The sequence below is a fragment of the Dysosmobacter sp. Marseille-Q4140 genome, assembly GCA_018228705.1.
GTDB lineage: Bacteria > Bacillota > Clostridia > Oscillospirales > Oscillospiraceae > Oscillibacter.
In genome coordinates, this window is the sequence record CP073694.1 from 200,330 (window position 1) to 213,747 (window position 13,418).

Sequence of the window (13,418 nt, forward strand, 5' to 3'; positions counted from 1 at the left end):
AAGCGCCGCCGGTCAAGGGGCGTCGGCCCTGACCGGCGGTGCTCAGCTCAGCCGCAGGATCTCCTTTTTCAGCCGGTTGATGATGCGCTTTTCCAGGCGCGAGATGTAGCTCTGGGAGATGCCCAGCCGGTCCGCCACCTCCTTCTGGGTCTGCTCCCGGCCGCCGCCCAGGCCGAAGCGCAGCGTGATGATCTCCTTTTCCCGGGGAGAGAGCACGCTGATGGCCGCCGCCAGGAGTGAGCGGTCCACATCCTCCTCGATGGGCCGCATGACCACGTCCGCCTCGGTGCCCAGCACGTCGGAGAGCAGCAGCTCGTTGCCGTCCCAGTCGGTGTTCAGCGGCTCGTCGAAGGAGACCTCTCCCTTCCGCCCGGCGTTTTTTCGCAAGTACATCAAAATCTCGTTTTCGATGCACCGGGAGGCGTAGGTGGCCAGCTTGATGTTCTTGTCGGAGCGGTAGGTGCCCACGGCCTTGATGAGGCCGATGGTCCCGATGGAAATGAGGTCCTCGATGCCGACGCCGGTATTTTCAAACCGCCGGGCGATGTACACCACCAGCCGCAGATTATGTTCGATCAGCTCCTTGCGGGCGTCCTCCTGGTCCAGCCGGGCCAGCAGCTCCGCCTCCCGCTCCCGGGGCAGGGGCGGCGGCAGGGTGTCGCTGCCGCCGATGTAGTGGACCCCGTGCTCCGCCAGCAGCCCCAGCCGCTCCAAAAGCCGCCTTGCGATCATCCTCCATTGTCTCATGTCCCACTCTCCTTTTGCCTGCCTCGCCGCCCCACAGGGCGGCATATCCCGGCCCCAGGGCCGTGGGGGAAAATGCCACCGTCAGCCCCGGGTGCCGCTCTCCGCCGATCTCCGTCCAGTCGCTGCGCACCGCCAGCAGCAGCCCCTCCGGCACGCCCACCGCCCGGTAGGGCACGAGCCGCCATCGCAGCGCCGGCGCCGCCTGTTCCAGCGGCTCCAACAGGTCCGGCGGAAAGCGCAGCAGCGCCGGCGTCAGAAGGCGCCGCACCGGCGGCGGCAGCGCGCCGTCCAACGCCCCCGGGGACACCACCAGCACCGGTGCGCCGGACAGCGGGTCCCGCAGGGCGCTGCCGGTGTCCAGCAGGGCCGTCAGAGCGGCGGTCCGTCCCTCCAGGCACACCCGGACCGGCACCAGATGCCCGCCAAGGCCGTGGCGGGCCGCCGCCCGGAACACCACCGTCAGCACCAGATAGGCGGCCGCCGCGGCGATCAGCAGCACCTTGGCGGAGACGTCGGTATAAAAGACGCCCCGTGCCACCGGCACGCCGCCCCCCGCCAGCAGGCCCAGGCCCAGGACACACCCGGCCATGGCGCAGGACACGGCAAAAAACAGCAGCATCAGCCGCCCCAGCCGCGCCTCGCCGCCGAAGGCCGCCACCGCCAGGACCACCCCTGCCGCCGCTTTGGCCGGCAGGAGCGCAAGGAAGCCGCACCCCGGCAGGAACACCGCCACGGCGTAGGCCCCGCCCAGCACCGCAGCCAGAGCGTAGCGCCCCCGCCGCAGGGTCACCCCCGCCAGCCGCCCGGTGCACAGGAGCAGCAGATAGTCCATCAGGGCATTGAGCACAAAGACACTGTCCACGTAGACTGTCGTCACGGCGCCGCCCCCTTTCCGGTCACGGGGACCATTATAGGACAGCGGACTGGGAAAAGCGGTCGCAAAAAGGAGGCGGGCCCGCGGAAATCGGCCCCGCCTCCTTTTACAATCCTCTCTGTCAGAAAAAGCGCAGCAGCAGGAAGGGGCCGCCCCGGACCTCCACCGTGTAGATCCGGTTCCGCTCCAATCCCTCCAGTTCGGCGGACTTCCCCGGCTCCACCGTGGTCTCCAGCGCCACATTTCCCCCCTCGTCCAGCAGCCGCAGCTGCGCCGCCGAGTCGCTGTCGATGTCGTTGATGACCTCCCAGCGCTGGAAGAGACTGTCGAACACCACCGTTTCCTCCGCCTGCCGCCACTGGTCCTCCTCGCCGGGGTCCACCCGGCTGAGGACCATCTGGGCCGGAGGAACGTTCTCCACAAAAACCTGCCAGCCCAGGAAAGCGGCAAAACACACCGCAGCTGTCAGCACCACGGCCATCCCTGTCCGCAGCAGCTGCCGTTTCCGCAGGGCATAAAAGGGCGATTTCGCCCGGAGGTCCGGCCGCGGCTCCACCCGCACCGCCTCGCGCATGGCCTCCGCAGCCCGGGCGCAGTCCGGACAGGATGCCAGGTGCGCCTCCACCAGCTCCTGGCTCTTGAGGCTGCACAGGCCGTCCAGATAGGACGGCAGCAGGTCCCGGATCACTTCACACTCCATTGTCATTCCTCCAATCGCTGCGCCAGCATGGTCCTGGCGCGGTAGTAGGTCACGCGGGCCCAATTCTCCGTGCGGTCAAAAACCTCCCCGATCTCCCGAAAACTCAGCTCCGACAGCGTCCGCAGAAGGAAAATCTCCCGATAGGGCTCCCGCAGACTGTGAATGGCCTTGTGGATGGACACGCAGCTGTCCCGCCGCAGCAAAGAGATCTCCGGAAGGCCGTCCTCCTCCCCCACAGCGGGCTCTTCTCCGCCCTGGCACAGGGCCTCCAGGGACACGGACGGGTGGCGCCGCTGGCGCTTGAGGTGGTCGTACCAGCAGTGCTTGGCGATCTGGCACAGCCATACCGAGGTCTTGCAGGAACCGTCGTACCGGGAGAAGGACTTCACCGCCTGATAGAACGTCTCCTGGGTCAGCTCCTCCGCCAGGGCCGGGTCCCCGGTCAGGCACACCAGAAACCGCTTCACCTGGTCCGCGTAACACTGGTAGATATCCTCCAACGCGCTCCCTCCTCTCCCATCCGTTCTGCCTATCAATAGACGCCGCGGTCCATTCGTTACAAGTATTCAAAAAAATCCGCTGTGACACATGCACAGCGGATTTTTCCGTCCTTGTTCACATCAGCGACAGATAGGGCAGCACCAGGGATGCCAGCAGAGAGATCACCAGGACCACCACCAGCACCAGCGCCACCGTTCTCGTTCCTCTGTTCATATCCGTCCCTCCTCCGTCAGGATCTTCCGGATGCTCTTCTCTGCCTTGCTGCGGGGCAGCATCAGCTCGTGGCCGCAGCCAAGGCACCGGAGCTTGATGTCCATGCCCACCCGCAAAATCTCCCACTGGGTGGAGCCGCAAGGGTGGGGTTTCTTCAATTCCACTTTGTCATGCAGGTGCAGGTCCATTTTACGCCTCCTGTCAAGCGGACCACCGGGGCCGCATATAGTAACATCATCATAACACGCCGCCTCCGCGGCAGAAGGATGCGATCGCTCATGCCGGAAAACAGACGATTCCCGCCGGAAGGCCTGCGCCCCCAAGGGCCCTGGACCCTCCCCGCCCTCCAGGAGGCCATGGACGCCGGTACGGTCCTGGAGGCCGCGGCGGACCGGTGCGACACCGCTCACGCCCTCCACTTCACCCTGGGCGGCGTCCGGGGCCTCATGCCCCGGGAGGAGGTCCTCTCCCCCTGGATCAGCGGGGCGGAGCGGGACATCGCGGTGCTGAGCCGGGTGGGAAAGCCCACCTGCTTTTGTGTCACGGCCATCCGCGCCGACGAAAAAGGCGCGCCGGTGGCAATGCTCAGCCGCCGTCTCGTTCAGGAGCAGGCTTTAGATGACTTCCTGGAGCACCTGGTCCCCGGCAGCGTGGTCACCGCCGTGGTGACCCGGCTGGAGTCCTTCGGCGCCTTTCTGGACATCGGCTGCGGCGTCATCGCCATGCTGCCCATCGAGTACATCTCCGTCTCCCGCATCCCCCACCCGGACCAGCGGTTCCGGCCGGGGCAGAAGATCCTGGCGGCGGTAAAGTCCGTGGCCCGCCAGCGCCGCCGGTTCACCATGACCCACCGGGAGCTGCTGGGCACCTGGATGGAAAACGCCAGCCGCTTCCGCACCGGTGAGACGGTCCGGGGCGTGGTCCGCAGCGTCAAGGACTACGGCAGCTTCGTGGAACTGGCCCCCAACCTCTCGGGCCTGGCCGACAGCCGGGAGGGCCTTCGGGTGGGCGACGGCGTCTCCGTGTTCATCAAGAGCATCCGGCCCGAGCGCATGAAGATCAAGCTCCAGGTCATCGAGACCCTGCCGCCGCCCCGGCAGCCGGAGCCTCCCCGCTACCAGATCACCGACGGGGTGCTGGAGCGGTGGGTCTACTCCCCGCCGGGCTACGAGAAGGAGCCGGTGGAGACGGTGTTCACGTCTCCGGACCCTTGATCTTCTCCCAGTAAACCTTGGCGGCCTGCTCGGTCTTGTTGTCGCCGTAGTGGTAGTATTTCACGCTTTTCAGGGCGTCCGGCAGGTACTGCTGGCGCACCCAGTGGCCGGGGTAGCTGTGGGGGTAGCGGTAGCCCTGTTCCCGCTCCATGCCGGTGGAGTCGGCGTGGACGTTCTGCAGTTCCCGGGGCACGTCCCCGGTGCGGCCCGCCTTCACGTCCGCCCAGGCGGCGGAGATCCCCTCCACCACACTGTTGGACTTGGGGGCCGTGGCCAGCAGGATCGCCGCCTGGGCCAGGGGCAGCTGCGCCTCGGGAAGGCCCAGCTGCATGGCCGTGTCCACGCAGGCCTTCACGATGCTCACCGCCTGGGGGTACGCCATGCCGATATCCTCGCTGGCGGAGCACAGCAGCCGCCGGCAGGGGGTCACCAGGTCCCCGGCCTCCAGAAAGCGGGCCAGATAGTGCAGCGCCGCGTCCGGGTCGCTGCCCCGCAGGGACTTCATCAGTGCGGAGGCCAGGTCGTACATGGCGTCGCCGCCCTTGTCATAGCGCATAGCGCTGCGCTGTGCCAGCTGTGAAGCGTCCCCGCTTGTCAGCATAATCTGCCCGTCCCGGGGCTGCGCCGCCTGGCAGAGCAGCTCCACGGCGTTGATGGCCTTGCGCACGTCGCCGCCGCAGGCGGTGGCGATCTGCCGGGGCACCCCCTCCTCCCAGGTCAGGGGCAGGGCCGCCCGCTCCCGCTCGATGTCCAACGCCCGGCGCACGGCGCCCTCCGCCTCCTCCGGCGGCACGGCCTTGAACTCAAACACCGTGCTGCGGGAGAGCAGGGCGCCGTAGACGTAGAAATAGGGGTTCTCCGTAGTGGAGGCGATCAGGGTCAGCGACCCGTTCTCCATGAATTCCAGCAGGCTCTGCTGCTGCTTCTTGTTGAAGTACTGGATCTCGTCCAGGTACAGCAGGATCCCGCCGGGGGCCATCAGCGTTCCCACGTCGGCAATGATGTCCTTCACGTCCTGCAGCGAGGCGGTGGTGGCGTTGAGCCGGTACAACGTCTTGTGGGTCCGCTGGGCGATGATGTTGGCGATGGTGGTCTTGCCGGTGCCGGAGGGGCCGTAAAAGACCATGTTGGCCTCCGCGCCGCTCTCGATCAGCCGCCGCAGCACCGCGCCGGGGGCCAGGAGGTGCTTCTGCCCCACCACCTCGTCCAGGGTTTTCGGACGGATCTCGTCCGCCAGGGGCCGCTGCATGGCGCCGCCTCCCTTCTCCGTGAAAATTCCAGATAGGCATTATAGCACAGCGCTGCCCGGATTTCCACCGCCTGGCCCAAACTTTTCCGCTCTTTCCCGGGAAAGGACGGAAAAGTGTTGCAAATTCCTCTGGTTTTCCGTCGGACTTTGTGGTATCGTGTCAAGCGAGGTGACTGCCATGAAATCCAAAGCCGCCGTGAAGCGGATCATCGAGACGCTGAAAGGGATCTATCCCGACGCCCTTTGCTCTTTGCAATACGAAAAGGACTACGAGCTGCTCTTCGCCGTGCGGCTCTCCGCCCAGTGTACCGACGAGCGGGTCAACAAGGTGACCCCGGCCCTGTACGAACGCTTCCCCACCCTGGAGAGCTTCGCCGAAGCCGATCCCAAGGAGGTGGGCGAGTACATCCACTCCTGCGGCTTCTATAACGGCAAGGCCCGGGATATCGTAGCCTGCGCGCAGCAGCTGATCGAAAAGCACGGCGGCAAGGTCCCAGGCACCATGGAGGAGCTGACGGCCCTGCCCGGCGTGGGCCGCAAGACCGCCAACCTCATCCTGGGGGACGTGTTCGGCCAGGAGGGCTACGTCTGCGACACTCACTGCATCCGCATCACCGGGCGGCTGGGCATCACCGATGGGTCCAAGGATCCCCTCCAGGTGGAGCGGCAGCTGCGCCAGAGCATCCCGCCCAAGGAGTCCAACAACTTCTGCCACCGGCTGGTCCTCTTCGGCCGGGACACCTGCACCGCCCGGTCCCCCCAGTGCGAGGGCTGCCCCCTGGCCAAGGACTGCGACACGGCCAAGGCCGCCGCCCGGAAAAAATAAACTCCTTCCCTGCTCCGCGTCTGTACGGCGCGGGGCGTTTTTTTCTTTCCGGGGCACATTTCCCGGCCCCGCCTCATATACTGTGATGGAACTCAACAGCCGTGAGGCGTAAGGAGGCACTATGGACGAACAGACCAAGCGAATGATCCAGCAGCTCAAAGCCAATCCCGCCATGCTGCAGTCCCTGATGCAGTCCCGGGACGGCCAGGCTCTGATGCAGATGCTCTCCGCGGGAGATCAGGGAGCGTCCCTCCAGCGGGCGGCCCAGTCCGCCGCCAGGGGCAACCCTGCGGAGATCATGCGGATGATGAACCAGGTGATGCAGAGCCCCGCCGGGGCGGAGCTGGTCCAGCGGATCAACCGCAGCATGAAGCAGAAGTGACCTGAGAGAAAGGGGGCCGGGCATGGCCGAATTCGACGACAAGCTCAACGAACTGCTGTCCAACCCCGACAGCATGGCACAGATCATGCGGCTGGCCCAGTCCCTCTCCGGCGAGACCGGGGGCGGCGGAGATCCCGAACCGCCCCAGTCTCCGCCGCAGACGCGGCAGGCGTCCCAGGACCGGCACCATCAGGGACCGCCGCCGGAAAACGGCGGCGGCGATCTGCTGTCGGGCCTCACCGGCGGCCTGGACCCCAAGCTGCTGATGCGGCTGCTGCCCTTGATCCAGGAGCTGGGCGGCCAGCAGGACTCCAACGCCCGCGCGCTGGTCTACGCCCTGCGGCCCTACCTGAAGCCGGAGCGGCAGGAGAAGGTGGAGCGGGCCCTCCAGCTGGCGAGGCTGTTCCATCTGGGAAAGAAATTCCTGGCCGGATGGGAGGGGTCTTGAGGGATGTATAACCGGTATATGCGCAACGACGACGGCTCCTATACCCGGATCCCGGAGGAGGAGCCCGCCCGCCGGCCCGGCCAGGCTCCGCCGCCCTCCGGCGGCGGACAGGACCCCCCGCCCGGCGCCGGGGCCGGGGAGCGGAGGCCGCCTCCTTCTTCCGGGGAGCAGGACCGCGGCGGGGAGCGGCACGGCGAGACACACCGGGAGCGCACCTGGGAGGAACCGCCCTTCTACGGTCCGCCACCGCCCTCCGGCGGCCGGGGCGACGGCCTGACCGGCTTTCTCCGGCACTTCCTGGACCAGTGGCACCTGGACAGCGTGGACACCGGAGACCTGCTGCTCCTGGGTTTGCTATTCTTCTTGTTCCGGGAGGACGCCGACGAGGAGCTGCTGGTGGCCCTGGGCCTGCTGCTGATCCTGTGAAGAATCAGAATGAGCTCCCCACCAGAAAGTCTTCCGTACAAATGCAACAAAGCTGGAACGGCAGATGACGTTCCAGCTTTGTTGCATCGATCGTACTATCCTTCTGCAGTATCCACCAGTGGAGACAGCTTCCTTACCGCCTTTAGTAGACTGTCATCATTTCCCACATTTCCTGGGAAAATCACATACGGCATGTGAGGGAACTTACTTTCCGGACCTGATTGCCAAACAGGGATGCCCGGCAGGATTTGGCCCATGACTTCTGCTCTGCTAATAGACAGGCCCTTTGTTGCCACGTCGCTGGAAGTAATCCCTCCCTTTGCAATCACGAATCGAGGCCTTATTTGGAGATTGGATATAACCTGTACCAGTCCTTGGGATATCAGGACAGCCAGTCGCAACTCCTCTTCTTTATCCGTTCCATTCAAATCCAGTCGCTCTCTGCGGGTGTATACCACCACGTCTCGCCCATGGCAAACCGCCTCATCCGCCAGATTGCTGACCCGCAGAATCTCCTCCTGAAAACGAGATTCATCCAGGACAAGATGTTGATTGAACTCCAGCTTTTCCATGGGGAACTCTTGGCACAGGGCTTTCAGCTGCCGAGTGGTCTTGCTAACGTGAGAGCCAACGATGACGATGCCGCCGTTTCGATTTTGTCCTTTAATCAGCTTCTCTCTTTCCAGGACCGTATCGTCAAGACACCCACACATTACCCGCAAAATGGCTGCCGCTGTCCGGAGCAAGAAGCGCTTTCCCTCCCGGATGCTCTTCAGCAGCAGCGGGACGAATACTTCTAAATCCCGGTAGCATACGGCGTTTACCACGATCTTCTGAAAATCTCGGGCAGCAGACAATTTTTTCAGCACAGTGTCTGCGTCCTCACGGCGCAAATCCTCCAGGCTGATGGAAATTACATCCTCCGCCCGCCAGCGTCCGCCTGTCTTTTCCTCCACCCACTGGCCCAGGTGAGAGTTTTGATAGCCAAAGGTTTTATCCTTTGCAAATTCCGACTGTCCGACAGGCACCAGACACCCATCTTCTTCAAGATAGTGGATGTCGCCAACAGTATACCGCCCGCCCTCGGGAAAGAAGGGGCAGAGAATCTCTCCGTCAAAAGTAATTCCCAAAGCCTTCTCCAGTCCCTCGCGCAGCGTTTCTGTCTCCAAGGGAAAATGCCCCCGCAGTGTGGAGTCTCCCCGGCTTACCAAGAGAACCTCCCGGCCGACTGTTTCCGACGCCCAAGCGATGTTTTGCGCCAATTCCCTGTGGAGCTGTTCTGTCTCCTCAGCGGAAAGGGATCTGGAGTTCGTCAATACAAACAGCATCCGCGGCTTGCGCGCAAGTTCATTGCGAAGGGTATCGCGGCTCCATTCCGTAACCACAGGCACCGCTCTTACCGTCTGGGTGCCGGTCGGATCATCGTCCAGCACCACGATGGTCTGATCAAATGCGCCCAGAGCCTGAAACAGGCTCTGGCGGACCGGCTCCTCTGGCAGCGGCGGATACTGAGTAAACAGTTCGCTCAGGGAATGATAGTAGTGATTCATAACGCTCCTCCCTTATGATTCCAAAAAGCAGCAGGCACGGCTGACACGCGCCTGCTGCTTTTCCTGAATTGCGGTGCTGTTCCACTGCACTCATCCGGCTCACGCCGATCGATCACAGTTCCAGCTATGGTGCTCAGGCGCTTCGGGCACTCAGTTTTGACCTACACGAAGCCGTCTTTCCTGCATTTCCTTCCGCCATTCCATAATTTGGTCTGCAGTTACTCTTCGGTTCTCCCGCAGCGCTTCACGACATGGCACCAGCAAGGCATCCTCGGCATCCATCGCCTGTCGGCAGGCGCCGGCAATCTTCTTTGTGATCTCACATGGAATCACGATAGCTCCATGCCCGTCCGCATGTATCAAATCACCGGGACGGACGGTCATTCCGAACACTGTCACCGGGCCGCCAGCTTCCACAATGTGAACGTAAGCATGGGATACCAAAATTTCCCTGGAAAACATGTTGAAGCCGACCTTTTTCACTTCGTCCAAATCTCGCACTCCGCCGTCGGTGATCACGCCCACACACCCAAGGGCCCGGTGGACCGTAGCTTGAACATCACCCCATAAAGAACCAATGGGTACAGGATCGATGTCCTGAATAACCGCCACCTGCGGCAGATCGAAATCCTCATACTGCCGGTAGTATTGACGCATGATCTCCCAGTGTCCTGGGACAGATGGATTTGCTGCGGAGATCAAGGCAGTACGGGCATATCCAACCATAGGCTTACCATCCCAGGACACCTGTCTTTTCAGCCCGGGACGGGTGAAGCCAACCGTTCTGCCTCGAACCTGAAACCCTTCGATGGCATTACAGATCGTGGGCGTATCAAAGGCTCGCAGAGCCTCAAGCTCTTCTCTCGTCAATAAGTCCATATGCATTTCCTCAATAAGTCCGATTAATAGCGTCACATAGGGATTTGGTTCTCGTCATAACCGTCTTTGCTCCGTTGACCACAAAATTAAAGTCAAAACCCATCGCGATGAAATCCACGCCCCTACCAATCCAATCCCGTACAAACTGCTCACTGTATGCACCAGAAACACCAAAGGGCTTTCCACTCTTTCGAAGAATTTCCGCAATCTTGTCAAATTGCTCCTTCACCTCAGGATCCCCTGGTTTAAAACTGCGCTGCGCAGTATTCATGCTCATAGAGAAATCATTGGGTCCTACCACAAAAGCACTGACTCCCGGCAGAGCAGCGATCCGATCAAGATCCTTCACTACATCGATATGTTCAATCTGGAGAATCGTCCATACATGCCGGTCAGTATCCGCAACGTAAGACGCCTTGTCCCATTCCCCGTATCCGCAAGCCCGGCGTGTTCCCATTCCCCGAATTCCCAAGGGGGGGTAGTGAGTAGCTGCCACTGCAGATCGTGCATCCTGATAGCTGCAGATCATAGGGATGATGACTCCGTCAGCCCCCATATCCAAAATCCCCTTTATGAACGTATGGTCATTCCAGGGGACACGGACGATCCCAGCTGCACCAGCCGCCCGACAGGCCAGCAAATGAGTTTGGATATCCTTTTTATCCAAAGCAGAGTGCTCTGCATCTATCCAGATGAAGTCAAACCCCTGATTGGCGATCATCTCCGTTACAAAAGGACTGTCAAAGCCCACATGAGATCCTAAAATCAGCCTCTTTTCCTCAATTTTCTTCTGAAGCTTTTGGATCTGATAGCGCTCATCCATTTACAACACCATAAACCTTCCTGTCCAGAACCTTCATATCATGACCGGGCAGGATGAAATCCGCCATCTTTTTGACTTTTTCATGGCTTTGATACCACTCCAGCATATTGACGCAGATTCCGGCAGGACAGCCCTTTTCATAGTTTTCGTACAGCGGATACGCATCGCTGGTGATCATATATTTGCCTTCCTCTGTATCTACCAAAACCCCCTGAAGGCCGCAGGTGTGGCCAGGCAGAGGCACCAGTCGGACACCAGGGCGCAGCAGTTCCTCTCCATCGATCACACAGAACCTTCTCAAGGCCGGGAACCAGCTGGGAGCAGCATCCTTGTCAGGTACGGCAAAACAGTAGTTGGCGGCATCACAGGGCACCGGATTGACTGCATACTCCAGTTCTCGCTTTTGCACATACACAGGCACCCCGGGAAACAGCTCCAGATTGTAGCTGTGGTCCCAATGCATATGAGTCAGCACCACAAAGTCTATATCAGAGGGTTTCACCCCCAAACGATGCAACTCATCCTGCAAATAAGTGGCTTGGAGCACAGGACGGTGTCCTCTGGTCTTAGCCAGCTCTGGATCAGGAGGACCACTGTCCACGATAAACGTGCATCCCTCGCCCTGGACCAAATAGGATACCAGAGGGACTGTAATTTTCATGCCTGCGTCCGTACGGTAGGTAAAGATGGTCTTTTCAAAATTCTCAAATACGCCATGGAAAATTGGCTTAATAGTATACACAAAAGCACATCCTTTCTTTTATAACAGTGCAGTGGACAGTGCCGGAACAAAACTGATAATCAAAACATCTGCCACAAGGATGATCAGGAATTTTACAACATCTCTCAGCATGTCCTCCAACTTGATTCCCGCAATCTGACTGGATAGAAAGAGGTTCACACCCACAGGCGGTGTGCAGAAACCAACCGCCAGATTCACTACCATGATGATACCGAAATGTACAAGACTGATGTTGTAGGACTCCGCAATCGGTGCCAGCAGCGGAGCCAGAATGATGATAGCCGGCCCTGCATCAGAAAACATACCCACGAAGAACAAAAGCAGATTGACTACCAGCAGGAACGCCACCTTGTTGTGAACAAAGAGATCAAAGAACCCAGCCACAGCCTGAGCCACATTCAAGCGGCCCATGATCCAAGCCAATAATCCAGCACAAGAAATCAGGAACAAAATGGTCGCTGTGGTTACGGCCGACTCCAGCATGATGCCCTTGATCTTTCGAATGTCCAGTTCCTTATAGACAAAGATGCCCACGATAAAGGCGTATCCAACAGCAATGGCCGCAGCTTCAGTTGGCGTAAACCAGCCGCTATAAATGCCCCCCAGAATGATAATAGGCATGAAAATCGCCCAGATAGCATCTTTCAAAGCCAACAGCTTTTCCTTGCCGGTAGCCCGGGTGCTGTTTCCCACATAACCTCGCCGTTTACAGGTAAAGTAGCAGAATATAATTAGGGATGCACCCATTAAAATACCGGGGAATAGACCAGCTTTAAACAAGTCCGCAATGGAAGTTTCCGTAGCCACAGCGTAAACTACCATGGGAATGCTGGGCGGAATGATAACTCCCATTTGACCAGAGCAGGCCTGTACAGAAGCGGCATAGCTCTTGTCGTAGCCCTTTTCCACCATAGCAGGGATCAAAATGACGCCCAGAGCTGTAATGGTGGCAGCACTAGATCCGGACACTGCCGCAAAGAACATAGATGTGATGATAACTACGATGGCAAGACCACCGGTCAGGTGACCAACACATGCATCCGCCAGACGAATCAGGCGCTTAGAAATACCACCTGCCTGCATCAGTCCACCAGAGAGTACGAAAAACGGTACCGCCATCAGCGGGAAGGAGTCGATGGTGGTAAACATTCGCTGGGGTGCTACAATCAGCGGCAAGTCTGTCAAAAAGGCTAAGTAGCCCGTACTGGCCGCGCCAATGCTGGTGGCAATGGGCACCCCGATGAAGCAAAGAACCAGAAGAACAATGAAAACCAGTCCGGCCATTACGCAGTCCCCTCCTTATCTTCCGGTGAAAAGCTTACAGGAATGTTGAAAATATGGAAGATCAGCAGATACAGGCAGTTGATCACCGCCAGAGCACTTCCCACCATCATCGCTGAATACGGTAATGACATGGGAATGCGCAGCGCAGGAGAAATCTGCGTATGTACGGTCTGCATAATTGCAATGCCCTGGTAAAAAACGGCAGAAAAAAATGCGATCTGAATGAAAAGAGCAACGGCATAAAGGATTTTTCTCCCCAGTTCCGGAAGGCTCATCTGCAAAAATTTTACAGACATCAATTGGTCGTAGCGACAGGCATAGGCCATTCCCAAAAAAGTAATGTAAATCATCAGAAACCGGGAAAATTCTTCCGACCAGGGGATGGACCCGTGGACCACGCGGCAGATTACCTGGGCAATAATTACAACCGTCATCGCAGCCATCATTAGGACCATCAGATAGCCTATAATCTGGTTCAAAATATGAATGATTTTGGTTAAGCTCTTCATTTTGAACTCCTTTTTTTAAATAGGCATATGACCAATAAGTATATGATCATA

Annotated in this window: 16 protein-coding genes and 1 pseudogene; 5 read left to right on the top strand and 12 right to left on the bottom strand. The window is 59.8% G+C overall.

The window, feature by feature from the left end; genetic code table 11:
* Positions 1 to 42 precede the first annotated feature (42 nt).
* From sigE to KFE19_00985, 5 genes and pseudogenes are all read right to left on the bottom strand, one after another.
* Positions 43 to 747: an RNA polymerase sporulation sigma factor SigE gene (gene sigE / locus KFE19_00965; GenBank protein QUO38130.1), complete on the bottom strand. Its 705-nt coding sequence runs from the start codon at positions 745 to 747 to the stop codon at positions 43 to 45.
* Between the two features lie 34 nt (positions 748 to 781).
* Positions 782 to 1,624 (bottom strand): annotated as a pseudogene (locus KFE19_00970) (sigma-E processing peptidase SpoIIGA).
* A gap of 118 nt (positions 1,625 to 1,742) precedes the next feature.
* Positions 1,743 to 2,321 (bottom strand): zf-HC2 domain-containing protein, encoded by a 579-nt coding sequence (locus KFE19_00975; GenBank protein QUO38131.1) that lies wholly within the window; start codon positions 2,319 to 2,321, stop codon positions 1,743 to 1,745.
* Between the two features lie 2 nt (positions 2,322 to 2,323).
* Positions 2,324 to 2,821, bottom strand: a complete 498-nt coding sequence (locus KFE19_00980) for a sigma-70 family RNA polymerase sigma factor (protein ID QUO38132.1) — start codon at positions 2,819 to 2,821, stop codon at positions 2,324 to 2,326.
* A 210-nt stretch (positions 2,822 to 3,031) separates the two neighbouring features.
* Positions 3,032 to 3,223: a DUF951 domain-containing protein gene (locus KFE19_00985; protein ID QUO38133.1), complete on the bottom strand. Its 192-nt coding sequence runs from the start codon at positions 3,221 to 3,223 to the stop codon at positions 3,032 to 3,034.
* Positions 3,224 to 3,313: 90 nt separating this feature from the next.
* Here KFE19_00985 and KFE19_00990 point away from each other — a divergent pair, with 90 nt between their 5' ends.
* Positions 3,314 to 4,249 carry a 30S ribosomal protein S1 gene (locus tag KFE19_00990; protein QUO38134.1) on the top strand — a complete coding sequence of 312 codons (936 nt, stop codon included), beginning with the start codon at positions 3,314 to 3,316 and terminating at the stop codon, positions 4,247 to 4,249.
* Here the strand turns inward: KFE19_00990 and KFE19_00995 are convergent.
* Positions 4,230 to 5,498: a replication-associated recombination protein A gene (locus KFE19_00995; protein QUO38135.1), complete on the bottom strand. Its 1,269-nt coding sequence runs from the start codon at positions 5,496 to 5,498 to the stop codon at positions 4,230 to 4,232. The two genes, KFE19_00990 and KFE19_00995, sit on opposite strands and share 20 nt — an antisense overlap.
* Before the next feature lie 178 nt (positions 5,499 to 5,676).
* Here KFE19_00995 and nth point away from each other — a divergent pair, with 178 nt between their 5' ends.
* The 4 genes from nth (at position 5,677) to KFE19_01015 (ending at position 7,580) form a co-directional block, all read left to right on the top strand.
* Complete coding sequence (gene nth, locus KFE19_01000) at positions 5,677 to 6,324, top strand: endonuclease III (GenBank protein QUO38136.1); 648 nt, start codon at positions 5,677 to 5,679, stop codon at positions 6,322 to 6,324.
* Between the two features lie 121 nt (positions 6,325 to 6,445).
* A complete protein-coding gene (locus tag KFE19_01005) occupies positions 6,446 to 6,706 on the top strand; it encodes a hypothetical protein (GenBank protein QUO38137.1) in 261 nt (86 codons plus the stop codon).
* Between the two features lie 22 nt (positions 6,707 to 6,728).
* Positions 6,729 to 7,154, top strand: coding sequence for a hypothetical protein (locus tag KFE19_01010; GenBank protein QUO38138.1), 426 nt, complete (start codon positions 6,729 to 6,731; stop codon positions 7,152 to 7,154).
* A gap of 3 nt (positions 7,155 to 7,157) precedes the next feature.
* The gene (locus KFE19_01015; GenBank protein ID QUO38139.1) at positions 7,158 to 7,580 is read left to right on the top strand and encodes a hypothetical protein; all 423 of its coding nucleotides are present in this window, start codon (positions 7,158 to 7,160) and stop codon (positions 7,578 to 7,580) included.
* A 95-nt stretch (positions 7,581 to 7,675) separates the two neighbouring features.
* Here the strand turns inward: KFE19_01015 and KFE19_01020 are convergent, their stop codons facing one another.
* The 6 genes from KFE19_01020 to KFE19_01045 all read right to left on the bottom strand — a co-directional run bounded on the left by KFE19_01020 (position 7,676) and on the right by KFE19_01045 (position 13,367).
* Positions 7,676 to 9,130: a hydroxyacid dehydrogenase gene (locus KFE19_01020; GenBank protein QUO38140.1), complete on the bottom strand. Its 1,455-nt coding sequence runs from the start codon at positions 9,128 to 9,130 to the stop codon at positions 7,676 to 7,678.
* A gap of 150 nt (positions 9,131 to 9,280) precedes the next feature.
* On the bottom strand, positions 9,281 to 10,009 hold the full coding sequence (locus KFE19_01025) for an RraA family protein (GenBank protein ID QUO38141.1): 729 nt from the start codon (positions 10,007 to 10,009) through the stop codon (positions 9,281 to 9,283).
* 10 nt (positions 10,010 to 10,019) lie between these two features.
* A complete protein-coding gene (locus KFE19_01030; protein QUO38142.1) occupies positions 10,020 to 10,832 on the bottom strand; it encodes a 4-hydroxy-3-methylbut-2-en-1-yl diphosphate synthase in 813 nt (270 codons plus the stop codon).
* Positions 10,825 to 11,574 carry an N-acyl homoserine lactonase family protein gene (locus KFE19_01035; GenBank protein QUO38143.1) on the bottom strand — a complete coding sequence of 250 codons (750 nt, stop codon included), beginning with the start codon at positions 11,572 to 11,574 and terminating at the stop codon, positions 10,825 to 10,827. Before KFE19_01035 ends, KFE19_01030 begins: the two co-directional genes overlap by 8 nt.
* An 18-nt stretch (positions 11,575 to 11,592) precedes the next feature.
* Positions 11,593 to 12,858: a TRAP transporter large permease gene (locus tag KFE19_01040; protein QUO38144.1), complete on the bottom strand. Its 1,266-nt coding sequence runs from the start codon at positions 12,856 to 12,858 to the stop codon at positions 11,593 to 11,595.
* On the bottom strand, positions 12,858 to 13,367 hold the full coding sequence (locus tag KFE19_01045; GenBank protein QUO38145.1) for a TRAP transporter small permease: 510 nt from the start codon (positions 13,365 to 13,367) through the stop codon (positions 12,858 to 12,860). The genes KFE19_01040 and KFE19_01045 overlap by 1 nt, the downstream gene beginning before the upstream one ends.
* Positions 13,368 to 13,418: the final 51 nt, after the last annotated feature.